General features: G+C 68.4%; 18 protein-coding genes. 8 read left to right on the top strand and 10 right to left on the bottom strand.

Annotated elements, in window-relative coordinates:
* Nucleotides 1–281 precede the first annotated feature (281 nt).
* Nucleotides 282–614: a hypothetical protein gene (locus tag ASD05_RS22705; protein WP_056597348.1), complete on the bottom strand. Its 333-nt coding sequence runs from the start codon at nt 612–614 to the stop codon at nt 282–284.
* A 179-nt stretch (nt 615–793) separates the two neighbouring features.
* Here ASD05_RS22705 and ASD05_RS22710 point away from each other — a divergent pair, with 179 nt between their 5' ends.
* Nucleotides 794–2239: a PLP-dependent aminotransferase family protein gene (locus tag ASD05_RS22710; RefSeq protein ID WP_056597947.1), complete on the top strand. Its 1446-nt coding sequence runs from the start codon at nt 794–796 to the stop codon at nt 2237–2239.
* A gap of 4 nt (nt 2240–2243) precedes the next feature.
* Here the strand turns inward: ASD05_RS22710 and ASD05_RS22715 are convergent, their stop codons facing one another.
* Genes ASD05_RS22715 through hisN form a run of 5 tightly spaced genes read right to left on the bottom strand, consistent with a single transcriptional unit; the run spans nt 2244 to nt 6174 of the window.
* Nucleotides 2244–2690, bottom strand: a complete 447-nt coding sequence (locus ASD05_RS22715; RefSeq protein ID WP_056597350.1) for a DUF1877 family protein — start codon at nt 2688–2690, stop codon at nt 2244–2246.
* A complete protein-coding gene (locus ASD05_RS22720; protein ID WP_056597352.1) occupies nt 2687–4210 on the bottom strand; it encodes a tetratricopeptide repeat protein in 1524 nt (507 codons plus the stop codon). The genes ASD05_RS22715 and ASD05_RS22720 overlap by 4 nt, the downstream gene beginning before the upstream one ends.
* A 24-nt stretch (nt 4211–4234) precedes the next feature.
* Nucleotides 4235–5161 (bottom strand): ROK family protein, encoded by a 927-nt coding sequence (locus tag ASD05_RS22725; protein WP_056597354.1) that lies wholly within the window; start codon nt 5159–5161, stop codon nt 4235–4237.
* A gap of 17 nt (nt 5162–5178) precedes the next feature.
* A complete protein-coding gene (locus tag ASD05_RS22730; protein ID WP_056597357.1) occupies nt 5179–5373 on the bottom strand; it encodes a DUF2905 domain-containing protein in 195 nt (64 codons plus the stop codon).
* 12 nt (nt 5374–5385) lie between these two features.
* Nucleotides 5386–6174, bottom strand: coding sequence for a histidinol-phosphatase (gene hisN / locus ASD05_RS22735; RefSeq protein ID WP_056597359.1), 789 nt, complete (start codon nt 6172–6174; stop codon nt 5386–5388).
* Between the two features lie 113 nt (nt 6175–6287).
* Between hisN and ASD05_RS22740 the strand changes: the two genes are divergently transcribed.
* Nucleotides 6288–6680: a DUF5329 family protein gene (locus tag ASD05_RS22740; protein ID WP_056597361.1), complete on the top strand. Its 393-nt coding sequence runs from the start codon at nt 6288–6290 to the stop codon at nt 6678–6680.
* A 28-nt stretch (nt 6681–6708) separates the two neighbouring features.
* Here ASD05_RS22740 and ASD05_RS22745 read toward each other — a convergent pair whose 3' ends face one another.
* Nucleotides 6709–7599 (bottom strand): TauD/TfdA dioxygenase family protein, encoded by an 891-nt coding sequence (locus ASD05_RS22745; RefSeq protein WP_056597363.1) that lies wholly within the window; start codon nt 7597–7599, stop codon nt 6709–6711.
* A 1136-nt stretch (nt 7600–8735) separates the two neighbouring features.
* Nucleotides 8736–9875: an SAM-dependent methyltransferase gene (locus tag ASD05_RS22750; protein ID WP_200955472.1), complete on the bottom strand. Its 1140-nt coding sequence runs from the start codon at nt 9873–9875 to the stop codon at nt 8736–8738.
* On the opposite strand from ASD05_RS22750, the gene ASD05_RS22755 reads away from it, so the two are divergent.
* Nucleotides 9874–10656 carry an SDR family oxidoreductase gene (locus tag ASD05_RS22755; RefSeq protein WP_056597366.1) on the top strand — a complete coding sequence of 261 codons (783 nt, stop codon included), beginning with the start codon at nt 9874–9876 and terminating at the stop codon, nt 10654–10656. The two genes, ASD05_RS22750 and ASD05_RS22755, sit on opposite strands and share 2 nt — an antisense overlap.
* An 8-nt stretch (nt 10657–10664) precedes the next feature.
* Complete coding sequence (locus ASD05_RS22760; protein ID WP_007831468.1) at nt 10665–11045, top strand: dihydroneopterin aldolase; 381 nt, start codon at nt 10665–10667, stop codon at nt 11043–11045.
* Between the two features lie 17 nt (nt 11046–11062).
* Here the strand turns inward: ASD05_RS22760 and ASD05_RS22765 are convergent, their stop codons facing one another.
* On the bottom strand, nt 11063–12295 hold the full coding sequence (locus ASD05_RS22765) for an MFS transporter (protein WP_056597368.1): 1233 nt from the start codon (nt 12293–12295) through the stop codon (nt 11063–11065).
* Nucleotides 12296–12395: 100 nt separating this feature from the next.
* Between ASD05_RS22765 and ASD05_RS22770 the strand changes: the two genes are divergently transcribed.
* The 4 genes from ASD05_RS22770 to ASD05_RS22785 all read left to right on the top strand — a co-directional run bounded on the left by ASD05_RS22770 (nt 12396) and on the right by ASD05_RS22785 (nt 15707).
* A complete protein-coding gene (locus ASD05_RS22770; protein WP_056597370.1) occupies nt 12396–13352 on the top strand; it encodes a LysR family transcriptional regulator in 957 nt (318 codons plus the stop codon).
* A gap of 75 nt (nt 13353–13427) precedes the next feature.
* Nucleotides 13428–14372, top strand: a complete 945-nt coding sequence (gene ttcA, locus ASD05_RS22775) for a tRNA 2-thiocytidine(32) synthetase TtcA (RefSeq protein ID WP_056597372.1) — start codon at nt 13428–13430, stop codon at nt 14370–14372.
* 46 nt (nt 14373–14418) lie between these two features.
* Nucleotides 14419–15042, top strand: a complete 624-nt coding sequence (locus tag ASD05_RS22780) for a DUF4136 domain-containing protein (RefSeq protein WP_056597374.1) — start codon at nt 14419–14421, stop codon at nt 15040–15042.
* Nucleotides 15043–15062: 20 nt separating this feature from the next.
* Nucleotides 15063–15707, top strand: a complete 645-nt coding sequence (locus tag ASD05_RS22785; RefSeq protein ID WP_056597377.1) for a histidine phosphatase family protein — start codon at nt 15063–15065, stop codon at nt 15705–15707.
* Between the two features lie 7 nt (nt 15708–15714).
* Here ASD05_RS22785 and hmpA read toward each other — a convergent pair whose 3' ends face one another.
* The gene (gene hmpA, locus ASD05_RS22790) at nt 15715–16911 is read right to left on the bottom strand and encodes an NO-inducible flavohemoprotein (RefSeq protein WP_056597378.1); all 1197 of its coding nucleotides are present in this window, start codon (nt 16909–16911) and stop codon (nt 15715–15717) included.
* Nucleotides 16912–16985: the final 74 nt, after the last annotated feature.

The raw sequence follows: 16985 nt of genomic DNA on the forward strand, positions 1-16985 counted from the left end.
ACTGTCTGTTCGGTTCGGTTCAGGGCGCGCTCACGCCGACGGGGTGCCTTGCTCCGCGAATGTCCTCCGGCCTTCGGCCTCCCCCTTTATTTCGCTGCGCAAGGCACCCCATCGACGTGATCGATGAGCGCAGCGCTTGTGCGGCCAGCACTACTGCTGCGTCCATGTGCGAAGGACACCGGGTGCTCCCCGCAGCGAAATAAAGGAGGAGGCCGCAGGCCGGGGGACATTCGCGGAGGGGAGCACCCGGTGGCCTTCGCACGCGCCACGGAATGAGACGCTCACCAGCCAGTGAGCAAGCGCACGAAGCGCATCACCGGCCGGCCCTGTTCGGGTCCTGAAACCAGCCCCGCCGCCGGCGCATGAATCCGCAGATGCGCCGTCGCCAGCGCCGACACCTCGATCCAGCCGCCATGCGCCAGGTGATGCACATCGCCCTCTTCCAGCACCGCCTGCGCCATGAACACCGTCTCGCCGAACCACCCGGGCGGGGACACCACGCGCACCCGGCCCTCGGCCACCTGCAGCCACGTGCCGGCATCGACGGCGGTACGCAGGGACTGGCCCGGCTCCAGGATGACGGAGGCAGGTGCGGATGTGAGCGTGGTGATCATGGCGTGCCTTGAAAAGCGGTGGTTCGGGTATCGATCGTAGAAATCCGGCCGCTCAAAAAACAGGCACACGCCACGGCTATTGCGACCGGAACAGTCCGGCCGCAAACGCATCTGTTATGGTCATTTTCCCAAGCAACTGCATCTGTTTTTGGATGCCCTATGCGGGGAACATCGACGCCATGGACTCGCTACCGCTCTACCGCCAGCTCTCAGCGCACTACGTGGACGCGATCCACATCGGCTCGCTCAAGCAGGGCGACAAGATGCCGTCGCTGCGCAGCCTGATGCGGCTGCACGACATCAGCCTGTCGACCGCGCTGCAGGTCTGCCGCGCGATGGAGAGCGACGGCTGGGTCGAGGCACGCGACCGCTCGGGGTATTTCGTGCGGCGGCCGCAGCGGCTGGCCATCGCGCCGATGGAAGAGCCGGTGGCTGGCGTGCCGCCCGACCCGGCGCAGTTCGTCAGCATGCGGGCGCGCATGGCCAACTTCATGGCGCGCGGCCGGCACACGGGCGTGAAGCTCAACTTCGCCATCGCCCGCGCAGCCCCCGAGCTCTATCCGGCCGAGGCGCTGCGCAACTCGATGACGCGCGCGCTGCGCCAGCGGCCCGAGCTGCTGACCACCGCCTCGTCGCAGAAAGGCCACGAACAGTTCCGCGAGGCGCTGGCGCAACGCAACCTGCGCGTCGGCATGACGGTGCCGCCCGACGAAGTGCTCGTCACCAACGGCTGCATCGAGGCGCTGAACCTCGCACTGCGCGCCATCGCCAAACCGGGCGACACGGTGGCCGTGGAGTCGCCCACCTTCTACGGACTGCTGCAGGTGCTCGAAAGCCTGGGGCTGCGCGCGCTGGAGATCCCGACCAGCCCTCAGACCGGCATCTCCCTCGAGGCGCTCGACCTCGCCATCCACACCTACGACGACATCAAGGCCGTGGTGGTGGTGCCGCACCTGCAGAACCCCATCGGCAGCGTGATGCCCGACGCCCACAAGCAGCGGCTGGTGCACCTGTGCGAGAGCCATGGTATCGCGCTGGTCGAGGACGACACCTACAGCGACCTCGTGGAGAGCGACGCGCCGCTGCGCGCCATGAAGTCGTGGGACCGCTCGGGCAACGTGATCTATTGCGCCTCGCTGCACAAGGTGCTGGCGCCAGGGCTGCGGCTGGGATGGATCACCGCCGGGCGCTGGCATGCGCAGGTGGAGATGCTCAAGTACGCGCAGACCCGCAACAACGAGGCGCTGGCGCAGATCGCCGCGGGCGAGTTCATCGCCAGCGGCGCCTACGACCGCCACCTGCGCCGGCTGCGCGAGCGGCTGCACGTGCAGCGCGACCAGACGGCGGACGCCATCGCCAAATATTTTCCGACCGGCACGCGGCTGAACCTGCCGCGCGGCGGGCTGCAGCTGTGGGTCGAGCTGCCGGCGCAGCGCTCGTCGGTGGACGTGTTCGAAGCCGCGCTGCGCGAGCACGTGCTGGTGGCGCCGGGCGCGCAGTTCTCGAACTCGGGGCGCTTCGACAACTACCTGCGCCTCAACTGCGGCTGGCCGTATTCGAAGGCGGTGGATGCGGGGCTGCGGCGGCTGGGCGAGATCGTGGCGGCCGTGCGGCCGCCGGGTTAGCGATTCAGGCGATGTAGAACACGGCGGCGTCACGCCTTGCGGCCGCGCCGGCGAAGAATCGCTTCACGCCTTCCATGAACTCCGCAAGTTCCTGCCCGCCTTCCTGCCAGACCTTGGCCCAGTAAAGCTCGCTGAACTGCGCCGGCTCGCCGGTGAAGCGGCCCACCAGTTCCGCCACGTCGCACTGCGCGAGCCGCGCCGCCGCGCGCTCCACGTGGGCGGCCGTGAAGTAGATGCAGCCCAGGCAGTCGGTGCCGTCGAACTCCTCGCCATCCATCGCCTCGGGCATCAGCGTGCGCACCACGTCCCAGGCCTGTTCCACGGTCTGGCTGTCGTGCGGACCGCCCTGCTCGGCGGGCGAGTGCAGGAAGTCCGACACGGTGGACGGATCGATCACCAGCGCGCGCAGCCGGTAGCGGTCGAAGGCGTAGAAGGCGGCGCCGATGCTCAAGTGCTGGGCTCCATGCGCGCTGCGTGTGCGACGGCCGCGAGCGCCATGCTCACGCTGTCGATGTTGCGCTGCGCGTTGTCGATGTTCCTGAAGTGGTCTGGCGAGCAGATCTGGTTGAGCAGCAGCGTTCGCTTGAAGTGCACCAGCGCCTGGCGCAGGTCGCCCTCCTCCTGCGCGATCAGGCCGAGGTCGTTGTGGGCATTGGCGGCCGCCGGGGAAATGCCGCGGCAGTCGCGCTGCTGGATGTCGAGCGAACGCTCGAACAGTTCCTTGGCCCGGACGAATTCGCGGCGCGCCATGTAGAGGCCGGCGAAGTTGTTGAGCATGTCGGAATGCAGTTCGGCATCGCCTTCGCCCGGCGGGAGCTTGTCGAGGTGCACGAGGGCGCGCGCGTAGCAGAGCTCGGCCTTCTCGTCCTGGCCAGAGTCGGCGTAAAGGAACGCGAGGTTGTTGAAGGCGCGCACCACGCCATCGCTGGAGCCGCCCCGGGCCTCGGCAACCGCCATGGCGATGGTCTTCTTGTAGAGCGCTTCCGCCTCGTCGGAACGCCCGGCCGCGGCATGCAGCAGCGCCAGGGTGTTGGTCGGTCCGCGCCGCCAGCTGTCGTCGAGGCCGAGCTGCCCGATCATGGCCAGGGCTTCGTCGGCCGCGGCCTGTGCCTTGTCGTTCCAGCGCAGCCGACGGCACAGTTCCGCATAGCTGGACAGGTGGAGCACCACGGCCTTGTCCGGGCCGCCATGCAGCCGGCGGCTGAAGGCGACGGCCTCGGCACAGAGCTTCTCGGCATTCGGCAGGTCGCCCTGGGCCAGCGCATCGCGGTAGCGCGCTTCGCGGTCTTCGAGGAGGCCCAGCAGCGCGCCCTGCTCGTCGGATGCCGCGCCGCGGGCCTTGCGTGCGTCGATGCCGGCCAGGGTCTGGTCGAGTGCCTTGCGGGTGATGTCCATGTCCTCCGCCGGCATGCCGATCTTGCGGCCGATGGACAGGCTTTCCTCGAGGCAGGCCCGGGCCTTGTCGAGGGCGCCGAGCTGGTGGCAGGCCTGCCCGAGCATGCACAGGCTCATCGCGAGGTTCTGGTGCGGGCCCTTGAACACGCGGCGCGCGCTGGCGACGACCTGCTCGCCGATGGCGACGGCCCCGGCCCAGTCGTCGGCCTCGGCCGCGGCCATGAAGCGCTCCTGCAGCCTGCTGACTTCGGCGAGGGCGGCGAGATCGTAGCCCTTGGCGTCGCTCGCCGCGGGGCGGCGGACGCTGCGGGGGGCCGGAGCATCTTCATTCCCGGTCTCGGCCGCGCCCTGCCGCATCAGCCGCCGGTGGATCCAGTAGAGGTCGTACAGCAGCCACGGCAGGACGAGCGCCAGGCCGAAACGCGATCCCGGCAGGCCCGCCATTCCGTACAGCAGCAGCGCCAGCTGCGCCGCGCCGCCCAGGTAGCTTCCCAAATAGAAGCGATGCGCCCCGATGAAGCCGCCCACCAGCCACAGCAGGTAGGCATAGGAGCGGCGGCGGGGCAGCTGGGTCATGGTTTCGCCGGTGCGGGTGGCCGCTCAGTCGAGCAGCGCCAGCGCCGCGTAGTCGCCGACCTTGTCGCCCAGGCCGGCAGGCACGAGGCGCACGCCGTGCGTGAGCGGCGGCAGCTTGCCGTCGACCTGCGCCTGCAGCCTCGGCAGCAGAAAGTCGCGGTGGTGCCAGAACACGCTGCCACCCAGGCTGATGCGCTGCAGGTCGAGCGTGGCGATCAGGTTGTAGAGCATGCGGCCCATCACGCGGCACAGCGCATCGACGATCTCGAGCGAATGCCGCTCGCCGCCAGCAGCCGAACTGAAAAGATCGGCCGCGGGCTGGCCGAAGCGCCGCGCGATCGAGTTGCCGGCAATCAGCCCTTCGACGTCGCCGACGTTGCCGCAGCCGCACAGCGCACCGCTGGCGTCGTCCACCACGAAACTGTGGCCGGCATGGCCGGCGTTGCCGTTCTTGCCGCGCAGCGCGCGGCCGTCCACGCACAGGCCGACGCCGACGCCGGTGCTCCAGGTGACGTAGGCGCAATCGTCCACGCCCTGGAGCGCACCCCAATGGCGCTCGGCCTCCAGCGCGGCCACGGCGTCGTTCTCGACCCGCACGCGGGCGAAGCGCTTTGCCAGCGGGGCCTCGATCAGCGCGGTCATCCAGGTGTTGGGCAGGCCGCGCGCCGGGCCGGCGATGCCGCCGCAGATGTTGGGCGTGGCCAGTTCGACCTTGCCGTCGCGCAGCTCGAAAGGCCCGGCCGACGACACGCCCACGCGATCGATGCTCGCCGCATCGATGCCCTGCTGCGCACAGACCTCGTCGATCATCCGCATGATCTGCACCGCCACCGCATCGTTGTCGCCGGTCTTGGCCGTGGGCTCGCTGCGGCGGCCGATCAGCGGCGCGTCGCTCGAAGCGGAAAGGCTCACGGCCACCTTGGTGCCGCCGATGTCTACGCAGGCTCTCATTGCTGTTTGTCTCTTGTCTACAGAAGGCGCGCGACCAGCGCCGCGATCATGCTGAGCACCACCGTGCTCGCAATCGGCAGCTGCCATTCGCGGCCGAAGGCGCGGAACTCGAAATCGCCGGGCAGGCGTCTGAAGCCGAAGCGGCGCAGCCAGGCGGTCAGCCCGCTCATGAGCACCAGTGCCAGGACGACGACGATCAGCCAGCGGAACATAGGGACAACAGTCTAGGCCGAGAGAATGGCCATGGCTTGCCGGTGGAGTTCGGGCGTTGCCGCCGCGATCACCCGCCCGTCGGACTTCAGGCCCAGCGGCTGGCCCTGCCAGTCGGTGATGACGCCGCCAGCCGCCTCGATCAGCCCGGCCGGGCCGAGGTAGTCGTAGGGCTGCAGGCCGGTTTCGACCACGAGGTCGATGGTGCCGCCCGCCAGCTGGGCGTAGCCGTAGCAGTCGCCGCCGAAGCGGCGCATCGCGCATTGGCGGCTGAGCCTGTCGAAGGCGGCCCAATCGGCCGGCGCGAAGATGTCGGGCGAGGTGGTGACGATGCGGGCCTTGGCCACTTCTGTGCAGCCGCTCGCGCGCACGGGCTGGCCGTCGCGCGTGGCACCCTTGCCCCCGTCCTTGGGGTTGTGGCCGATCCAGCGTTCCTCGAGCACCGGCATGTCGACCATGCCCAGCACCACGCGCCCGCCCTCCAGCACGCCGATCAGCGTGCCCCACAGCGGCGAGCCGGTGATGAAGCTGCGCGTGCCGTCGATGGGGTCGAGCACCCAGATGCGCCCGGCGTCGAGCCGCTCGGGGCCATGCTCCTCGCCGTAGATGCCGTCGGCCGGCACGCGAGCGCCAAGGATGTCGCGCATGGCTGTCTCGGCCGCGCGGTCGGCCAGCGTGACGGGGCTTTCGTCGGCCTTGGTGATGATGTCCAGCGGCGTACGGAAGTAGCGCATCGACTGCGCGGCCGCGGCATCGGCCAGTGCCTGGGCAATCGACGGGAGATCGGGGGTCGAGGAGCTCATGGGAGAGAGGAGTACACGTGCCAAAACTGCGATTAGACCCGAGCCGGGCCGGGTTTGACACGGCAGTGGCGCCAGCCCTAGCATGGCCCGGAAATTGCCAGGGAACACGACAAATGACTTCATTCAGATTCCTGCGGAGCGCGTTGCTCGCCCTCCTGCTCGGCGCTTCGGCCCTGCTGGCTCACGCCACCCCTTCCACCACGGAGGAAAAGCTGATCGACACACTGATCCAGCGCGTCTCGAAGATGTCGGCCATGGTCTTCATGCGCAACGGCAGCGAATACAACGCCGCCGATGCCGCCAAGCACATGCAGGCGAAGTACGACCACTTCAAAAAGGAACTGGTGACGGCCGAAGACTTCATCGAGCGCTGCGCCTCGCGCTCGGAGATGACGGGGCAAGCCTACAAGGTGAAACTGACCGATGGCGTGGTGCGCGACGCCAACGAGTTTCTCAACGGCGAGCTGCGCGCGCTGCGGCAGGCCGCGAAGAAGACCGGCGGCTGAGGGCCTTGAAGTCGGTCCGCAAGAGAAATCAGAAAGGCGTGTCGCCGACGATCGTGGTGCGGTTGAGGCGGCGGCGCAGGTGGTCGGGCGTACCCGCCGCGAGATGCATCAGCGAGCGGTTGTCCCAGAACACCAGGTCGTGCGGCGCCCATTTGTGGCGATAGACGAACTCGGGTTTCACGCTGTGCGCGAACAGCTCGGCGAGCAGGGCATCGCTTTCCTGCGCGGGCAGGCCGACGATGCGCGTCGTGAAATGCTCGCTGACGAACAGTGCCTTGCGGCCCGTCTCAGGGTGCGTGCGCACCACCGGCTGCACGGCGGGCGCGACCTGTTCGATCTGCGCTTGCGAGAGCTTGGGCCGCCAGGGGTTCTTGGCACGCAACTCCTCGTACTTGGCGAGGTAGCTGTGCTCTGCCTTCAACGGGAGGATGCGCCACTGCAGCTCGGGGCTCAGCGATTCCCATGCGAGATGCTGGTTGGCGAAGAGCGTGTCGCCGCCTTCGCTCGGCAGTTCCTGGGCATGCAGCAGGGAGCCCAGGCTGGGGTTGGGCTTGTACGAAATGTCCGAGTGCCAGTAGACGCCTGCATCGCCGAGGCCGATGGGTTCGCCGTTCTCCTTGATGTTGGAGACGATGAGGATCTCGGGGTGGTTCTTCAGCTGGAACTGGTGCAGCACGTGGATTTCGAGCGGGCCGAAGCGGCGGCTGAAATCGATGTGTTCTTGCGGGGTGATCTGCTGGTCGCGGAAGACCAGGACGTGGTGGTCGAGGTGAGCCCTGTGGAGGCGGGTGAAGTCTTCGGTGTTGATGGGCTTCGAGATGTCGAGGCCTACCACCTCGGCGCCGACCGGGGCATCGAAAGGGCGCACTTCGAAGTGCTGCGAAGGGGCATTTACCTCGCTGGTGGGGGCGGCAGTCATGCCGGGAATGTAGGGGGCGGGGTTTGGATCGCCAACGAACTCTTTGTTGCTAGCTTATGACTTTGTTTTGAGGGGCTGATGTCTTTCCGGGGCCGGGTCTCGCCCCGGCGGGCGACTCACTTTCTTTTGCTTCGCCAAAAGAAAGTAAGCAAAGAAAAGGCGACCCTACTGTCTGCGTCCCTTCGCTTCGCTACGGGCAACCTGCGGTGCTCGACGTAGGCGGGGGTCCGCAGAACTCGCTTCGCTCAAACAGCTGCGGCCCTGATCCCGCCTACGTCTGCGCTCCTCGGCGCAGCCAGAAGGGATTTGGGGACGGGCCTTCGCTGCGCTCGGCTCCGGAACAGCCCATACCCCACAGCAGGCGCGAGCACCGCAGGTTGCCCCGTAGCGCAGCGAAGGGGTCGCAGACAGTGGGGTCGCCTTTTCTTTGCTTACTTTCTTTTGGTCTCGGCCCGGCGGCCGACCTACTTTTCTTTGCTTCGCCAAAGAAACGTAGGCAAAAGAAAGGCGACCCTACTGTCTGCGTCCCTYCGCTTCGCTACGGGCAACCTGCGGTGCTCGACGTAGGCGGGGGTCCGCAGAACTCGCTTCGCTCAAACAGCTGCGGCCCTGATCCCGCCTACGTCTGCGCTCCTCGGCGCAGCCAGAAGGGATTTGAAACACGCCGTCGCTACGCTCGGCTCCGGAACAGCCAATACCAAAAAACAATACCAACCACCGCAGGCGCAAAGCGCCTGCGGTGGCTTGGTGGCCGAGCGAAGCAAAGGCCCGGGAGGGTTCCCATCCCCCCTGGCTGCACCGAGGAGCGCAGCGTTTCGCGGATCAGGGCTCGCAGCTGTTTGAGCGAAGCGAGTTCTGCGAGACCCCGCGAAACGCGAGCACCGCAGGTTGCCCGTAGCGNTCTGGCTGCGCCGAGGAGCGCAGCGTTTCGCGGATCAGGGCTCGCAGCTGTTTGAGCGAAGCGAGTTCTGCGAGACCCCGCGAAACGCGAGCACCGCAGGTTGCCCGTAGCGCAGCGAAGGGTCGCAGACAGTGGGGTCGCCTTTTCTTTGCTTACTTTCTTTTGGCGAAGCAAAAGAAAGTGAGTCGCCCGCCGGGGCGAGTCCCGGCCCCGGAAAGCAACCCAAGCCAACCACTCAAAGCGTATGACTCCGATCCCCTTCGGCAAACCCCATCGCATCCCAATCCTCGCCGACGGCAAAGCCAATCACCTTGAACAACTCCCCCATCTCATGCTCATGGATCAGCCGCGCCGCCATCGCCCGCTCTGCGACGGACCCCGCTTCCATCCGCGCCAGCAACCCGCAGTTCAGCAGAAACCTCGCCTGGCTCGTGTAGCCCAGCACTTCGAGCCCCGCATCCTGCCCAGCCAACGCAATGCCGGTGAAGTCGACATGCGCGGTGATGTCCTTGTAGCCCACGTCGGCCAACGGGTCGCCATCGGCCTGGTGCGCGCGGTGGCACATCACCGTGCCCATGTGGCGCTGCGGGTGGTAGTACTCCGCCTCGGGAAAACCGTAGTCGATGAGAAAGGCCGCGCCCTTGCCGAGCCGGTCGGCCAGCGTGGCGATGAAGGCCCGCGCCTGCGGATGGATTTCGGTCAGGTAGTCGTGCTCGCCGGGCACCTCGACCGGCGGCCGCAGTTCGGTGACGCGATCGGCCCAGGCCCAGCCGTCGCCCTGCGCATTGCGCACCACGCCCCGCTCGAACCACTGCCCACCCGCACGCGCCAGCAGTTGCACGGGCATCGCATCGAGCACCTCGTTGCCGACCACCACGCCTTCCATCGAATCGGGCAGTTCGTTGAGCCATTCGACGCGGTCCGCATAGCGCACCAGCGCCTGCTGCTGCCGCTCGCGCAGCGTGCCCGACAGGTCGACGATGCGGTAGCGCACATCGCTGCGCCCCATCTCGTCGAGCGCATGCAGCAGCTGAACCGCGAGCGCACCCGAGCCTGCGCCGAATTCCCACACCGTGTCGGTGCCCGTCTTCTCCAGCGCCTCGGCCACCTGCGCCGCCAGGGTCTGCCCGAACATCGGCGTCAACTCGGGCCCCGTCACGAAGTCGCTGCCAGACGAGGGCATGTGGCCGAACTTGGCCGAGGTGTTGGCGTAATAGCCCAGGCCCGGCGCGTACAGCGCGAGCGCCATGAAGCGGTCGAACCCGATCCACCCGCCCGCGCGCTCGACGGAGCGCGCGATGAGGTGGTCGAGGGCGGTGGGTAAACTGCTGGGGGTCGTCTTTGTCGTCACAGCGCCATTCTCCCCTCCTCGCATGAGCCCCGCCGCGCCCCCCTTCTCCGCTTCCCACCGCACCGTCCTCGTCACCGGCGCGGGCCGCAGGCTGGGCCGCGAGATCGCGCTGGCGCTCGCGGCGGGCGGCTGGCAGGTGGCGGTGCACTACCGCAGTTCGCGCACCGAGGCCGAGCAGACGGTGGCCGACTGCGCCGCGCTCTCGGGCGATTCGGCGCTCTTCGCGGCCGACCTCGAAGACGAACAGGCCACGCGCGCCCTGCTGCCGCGCGTGGTCGCGCGCTTTCGCGGCGTCGACGCGGTGGTCCACAGCGCCGCGCTGTTCGAGCACGACGAGGCCGCCACCTTCAGCTACGCACTCATGGAACGCCATGCGCGCAGCAACACCGGCGCGGCCATCCTGCTGGCGCATGCCCTGCACGAGCACCTGGCGGCCCGCGACGCGCGAGGCGCGGTGGTCCACCTGCTCGACCAGAAGCTCTGGAACCCGAACCCCGACTTCCTGAGCTACACGCTTTCCAAGGCCGCGCTCGAAGCCGCCACGCCGATGCTGGCGCTGGCCCTTGCACCGCGCGTGCGCGTGGTGGGCGTGGCGCCCGGCCTCACGCTGGCGAGCCACATGCTGGACGACGACAGGTTCGCGCAGCTGCACAAGCTGTCGCCGCTGGGCCGCTCCTCCACCCCGGACGACGTGGTCGCCACGGTGAAGTTCGCGCTGGAGAACCGCTCGATCACCGGCACCACGCTGCTGGTGGACGGCGGCCAGCACCTGATGAAATTCGAGCGCGATTTCTCGCTCATGTGAGCACCACCATGTCCATTCCCATGCCCGTGCAAGGCCGCCAGACACTCACCCTCCAGGGCCTGCGCTTCGACGCCAACCTGGGCATCCTCGAGCAGGAAAAGACGGCGCCGCAGCCGATCCTGGTCGATGCCGAGCTCAGCCTCGGCCCGCAGCCGCTGCTGCCGCAGGACGACGACATCTTCCACGTGCTCGACTACCGCAAGGTGCGCCGCATCATCATCGAGGAGTGCACCGCCGAGCACGTCAACCTGCTCGAGAGCCTGATCGGCAAGCTGGTGCAGCGCCTGCTGCAACTGCCCGGCGTGCTGGGCGTGCGCGTGAAGATCGCCAAGCTCGAAATCTTCGACGACTGCGAGGTGGCGATCCGCATGGAAGCCGGCGAGTGGTGAACCGCCGTCATCCGCACTCAGGCCGCTGAGCCGCAGGCTGCGGCAGCCTTCTTCCCGGAGCCAGCCGGCCACATGCGCACGGCCAGCGCGCCGAGCGCCGACAGCGAAGCCATCGCCGCCACGCCGGACCATCCCCACTGCGCCAGCACCAGGGCGCCAAGCGCGGAGCCGGTGGCCATGCCGACGAACACGCCAGTGAAGAACACCGCGTTGAGCCGGCTGCGCGCACCGGGGTCGATGCCGTAGACCACTGTCTGGTGCGCGATCAGCGCGGCCTGCAGGCCGAAGTCGAAACCGATGGCGGCGACCACGATCAGCCCGAGCCGCGCGGCGGGTGCCGCCAGCAGCGGCGCGAACAACATCGCCACGAACGAGACGGCGACCAGCGCGGCGCCCATGCGGATCACCAGCTCGGGGCCGCGACGGTCCGCAAGACGCCCGGCGATGGGCGCGGCCAGCGCACCCGCCGCGCCGGCCAGGCCGAAGGCACCTGCGGCCGCGCTGCCCAGGTGGAAAGGCGCGCCGTGCAGCATGACGGCCAGCGTCGACCAGAAGGCGCTGAAGCCCACCGACAGCAGGGCCTGCGCGAAGGTCGCGCGGCGCAGCGCGCCATGGCGCTTCCACAGCCCGGCCAGCGATCCCAGCAGCGCACCGTAGCCCAGGTGCGTGGTCGGGCGCAGGCGCGGCAGCCCGCGCGCAGCAGCCACGCCGATGAGCGCGATGCTCACGGCCGCGACGACGAACATCGCGCGCCAGCCGAAATGCTCGGCCACGAAGCCGGCGAGCACGCGCGACAGCAGGATGCCCAGCAGCAGCCCGGTCATCACCGTACCGACGATCCGGCCGCGATGCGCCTCGGGCGCCAGCGTGGCGGCGGCGGGCACCACGTCCTGCGCCAGCGTTGCAGCCAGGCCGATGACGAGGCTGGCCATCAGCAGCGGCGCCACCGAGGGCGAGAACGCCGCGCCCAGCAGCGCGAGCACCAGCACCGAGGCCTTGGCGAGGATGATGCGGCGCCGGTCGAAGCGGTCGCCCAGCGGCGCGAGCAGCAGGATGCCCAGCGCGTAGCCGAGCTGCGTGAGCGTGGGCACGAAGCCCACGGAACGCGCCGAGGCGCCGATGTCGGGCCCGAGCACGCCCAGCATGGGCTGGCTGTAGTACAGCGCGGCCACACCGAAGCCGGCGCTGGCGGCCAGGAGCAGGATCAGCGAGCCCGGCAGCTTTTCATGCGTAGTTTGAATGGAAGACATGGTGCAAACCCTTGAATTCGAGAAGCGAAGGCTGGAGTTTGCGGGCCGAGCTCCTCTAAAGGTAGCCCTTAGCGTCGAACAATTGATATACGCTTGACGCATGGCAACACCCCTTCCACCGCCGCCGTCGGCCGACCGCATCGAACTGATGCAGACCTTCGTGCGCATCGTCGAGGCCGGCAGCCTGTCGGCCGCCGCCGCCCAGCTGGGCACCACCCAGCCCACCGTGAGCCGCCGCCTGCAGGCGCTCGAACGTTCGCTGGGCGTGCGGCTGCTGCAGCGCTCCACCCACGCGATGAAGCTCACCGAAGACGGCGAGCGCTGTTTCGACCGCGCCAAGGAGCTGATCCTGAGCTGGAGCGCCTTCGAGGCCGAGCTGCGCGGCGTGGGCGATCAGCCCGAGGGCCGGCTGCGCGTGGTGGCGCCGCATGCCTTCGGGCAGCAGCTGCTGGTCGGCCCGCTGGCCGCGTACCTGCAGCGGCATCCGCAGGTGACGGTCGAATGGCTGCTGCACGACAGCCCGCACGACGAAACGCCCGACTTCATCGCCGAGGGTGTGGATTGCGCGATTCGCGTCGGCGAGGTGACGGACCCCAATGCCGTGGCGATCCGTCTTTTCGAGGTGCCGCGCATCGCGGTGGGGGCGCCCTCCCTCTTCGGCGCGAGTTCGCCGCCGCCAGTGCATGCCCGCGAGCTCGAAGCCCTGCCCTGGCTGGCCGCGCGCAATTTCTACCGGACCGAGGTCGTGTTCACGCACGAGGGCACGGGCGAGGTGTGCCGGGTGCCGATACGCCCGCGCATGATCACCGACAGCCTCTACGCGCTGCGCAGCGCGGCGGTGCTGGGCGTGGGCGTCGGGGTGTCCTCGGCCTGGATGCTGACCGAGGAGCTGGAGGCGGGCCGGCTGGTGCACTTGGCGCCCCAATGGCGCGCGACACCCGCGCCCGTGTACATCGTGTATCCGTACGCGCGCTTCTATCCAGCCAGGCTGCGGCTGTTCGTGGAGGCGATGCGGCAGGCCTTTCCGGAATCGCCGCTGGCTGCAGGCGGGCCGTAAACGGGCGGGATGGCAGGCGAAATGGGGATCGGGGACAATCACCCCCTTCCCCCGACTCCCCGAAGCAGCCTGCCCATGAACGCCGTCTGGATCGACGAGGCGCCCGCCGCCGCCGACACCGCCGCCTCCTCTCCCGCCAACTCCATGAAGATCGAGCGCGAGACGCACAAGCTCGAAAAGCGCCTGTGCCGAGAAGTCGGCAAAGCCATCGTCGACTACAACATGATCGAAGAGGGCGACAAGGTCATGGTGTGCGTCTCTGGTGGCAAAGACAGCTACGCGCTGCTCGACATCCTGCTCAAGCTCAAGGCGCGCGCGCCGATTCACTTCGACATCGTCGCGGTCAACCTCGACCAGAAGCAGCCCGGATTCCCGGAAGAGGTGCTGCCGAAATACCTGAGCGACCTGGGCGTGGACTTCCACATCGAGAACCAGGACACCTACAGCATCGTCAAGCGCGTCATTCCAGAGGGCAAGACCACCTGCGGCCTGTGCAGCCGGCTGCGCCGCGGCATCCTGTACCGCGTGGCCGACGAGCTGGGCGCCACCAAAGTCGCGCTGGGTCACCACCGCGACGACATGCTGCAGACCTTCTTCCTCAACATGTTCTTCGCCGGCAAGCTCAAGAGCATGCCGCCCAAGCTGGTGAGCGACGACGGCAGGCACGTCGTGATCCGTCCGCTGGCCTACGTGGCCGAGAAGGACACGGTGCGCTGGGCCCAGCACCGCGAGTTCCCGATCATTCCGTGCACGCTGTGCGGCAGCCAGGAAAACCTGCAGCGCAAACAGGTGGGTGAGATGCTGCGCGAATGGGACAAGAAGTATCCCGGCCGCGTGGAGAACATGTTCACCGCGCTGCAGAACGTGGTGCCTTCGCACCTGCTCGACGGAACGCAGTATGACTTCAAGGGTCTGAAGGCGACAGGCGTGGCGGACGACGATGGCGACAAGGCCTTCGACCCGCCTTCCTTCGATTTGCTCTCCCAGGCACCTGCCGCCCTGCGCGTCATCCAGGGCTGAACGGGCAACCCAGGGGAATTTTGGGCTTCAGCGTCCGGAGACCCTCATGAAATCTGCGTTCTCGGCTCTTCTTCTTGCCGCAAGCCTGACGGGCTGCGCCACCTCCTGGGTGGTCGACAGCGACGTGAAGAGCTTTTCCTCCATCGGCACCGTGGCCCCCGGCGCCACCTACCGTTTCGACCGCCTGCCCTCGCAGCAGGCCGACGGCGCGCGGCAGGAATCGCTCGAAGCCATGGCCGGCGCCGCGCTCGACAAGGTCGGCCTGCGCCGCGACGACGCCAGGCCCCAGTACACCGCGCAGATCGGCGCGCGCGTGACTGCCGGCCTCTCGCCCTGGGCCGATCCGTGGCACTACAACGGTCCCTGGGGCTACGGCTACGGCGGCTATGGCTACTACGGCCGCCGCTGGTACGGCGGTGGCTGGTATGGCGGCCCGGTGTTCGCGCCGCCGGCCAACCCATGGTACGAGCGCGAGGTGAGCATCGTGCTGCGCGAGGCGGGCTCCAACCGTGTGGTGTACGAAACTCGCGCCCGGAACGACGGCCCCTACACCTCGAGCGCGGCGATCCTGCCGGTGATGTTCCAGGCCGCGCTGCAGGGCTTCCCGAACCCGCCGCAGGGCGAGCGCCGGGTCAACATCGAGCTGCCGGCGGCGCAGGCCCGGAAGTAGCGCCTTCTAGAATTCCCCGGATGGAAGAAGCCACCCGCCTGATCGCCGTTCGCCACGGCGAAACCGCCTGGAACGTCGACACCCGCATCCAGGGTCAGCTCGACATCGGGCTCAACGCCACGGGCGTCTGGCAGGCACAGCGCGCCGGCAGTGCGCTGGCCGACGAGCCCATCGGCGTCGTCTATGCCAGCGACCTCTCGCGCGCCTGGCAGACCGCCGAGGAAATCGCCAGGCCCCACGGCCTGGCCGTGCAACCCGAACCGCGCCTGCGCGAACGGGCGTTCGGACATTTCGAGGGCCTGAGCTTCGCCGAGATCGAGGCCACCCTGCCCGTGCAGGCCAGGCTCTGGCGCGAACGCGATCCCGAATTCGAGCCCGAGGGCGGCGAAAGCCTGCTGGCGTTCCGCGACCGCGTGACGGGCGTGGCCGCCGAGCTGGCGGCGCGCCATCCGGGCGAACTGGTCGTGCTGGTCGCACACGGCGGGGTGATGGACGTGCTCTACCGCGCAGCCACACGCCAGGAACTGCAGGCGCCGCGCACCTGGCAACTGGGCAATGCCGCGATCAACCGCATGCTTTGGACGCCGGAAGGTTTCAGCCTCGTGGGCTGGAGCGACACCGCCCACCTCGCGACGGACACTCCGCTCGACGAAACCACGAGCTGAGGCATGCTCAGGCCGCGCGCAGTTCTTCCAGCGGCCCGAAGAACTCGTAGTGGATCTGCTGCGCAGGCACGCCCAGCGTCAGGCCGTTCGCGTACACGGCCTGCATGAAGGGCTTCGGCCCGAGGAAGTAGAAGTCCACGTCGCGGTCGGCCGGCAGGGCCTGCGCGAGCAGTTCCTTCGTCACGAATCCGGTCGCGTGCGGGCGGTCCGCATCGCGCGGGGTGTCGTACACGTACAGCGCTTCCACGTTGGCGTGCGCTGCCGCCAGCGCATCGACGCGTTCGCGGAAGGCATGCACGCCGCCGTGGCGCGCAGCGTGGATGAAGCGGATCGGCCGGCCCGTGGGCGCGGCGGCCTCGAGCATGCTCATCGCGGGCGTGATGCCCACGCCGCCCGTCACCAGCACCAGCGGCCGGCCCTGCGCTTGCGCGGGCGCGGGCTTCAGCACGAAATCGCCGCAGGGCGGCAGCACCTCGATCACGGTGCCGACCACGGCCTGCGCATGCAGCCAGTTCGAGACCCGCCCGCCCTGCTCCTGCTTGACGCTGATGCGGTACCACGGCTTGCCCGGCGCGTCCGACAGCGAGTAGTTGCGCCGCACCGTCTCGCCATCGATGGCCAGCACCAGCGTAAGGTACTGGCCCGGCGTGAACGCGAGCAGCGGGCCGCCGTCCTCGGGCTCCAGGTACAGCGAGAGGATGAGTTCGCTCTCGGCCTCGCGGCGCGCGACACGAAAGCGGCGCACGCCGCGCCAGCCGCCCGGCTGCTGTTCGTTGGCGCGGTAGACCTCTTCTTCGGCGGCGATCAGCATGCCGGCCAGCGCCTGGTAGGCCTCGCCCCACGCGGCGATGATCTCGTCCGTCGCCACCTCGCCCAGCACTTCGCGGATGGACTGCAGCAGGCAGCGCCCGACGATCGGGTAGTGCTCGGGCAGCACGCCGAGCGCCGCGTGCTTCTGGATGATCCGCGGCAGCGCGCCGGACAGGGCCTCCAGCCGGTCGATGTGCGCCGCGAAGGCCAATACGGCCCCCGCGAGCGCGCGTGCCTGCGTGCCGCTGGCCTGGTGCGCCTCGTTGAAGAAAGCCTTCACCTCGGGATGGTTCGTGAACATGAGCCGGTAGAAGTGGGCGGTGATCGCCTCCCCTTGCGTCTGCAGCAGGGGAACGGTGGCCTTGACGAGAGAAATGGTGCGGTCGGTGAACATGAGGGATGCAATGGGAAAGTATGTGGGAGCCCTTTCCCAGTCATGAACCGTGCCAACCGCCGCACCGGCGCAAG

It is taken from the genome of Variovorax sp. Root434 (assembly GCF_001426595.1).
GTDB lineage: Bacteria > Pseudomonadota > Gammaproteobacteria > Burkholderiales > Burkholderiaceae_C > Variovorax.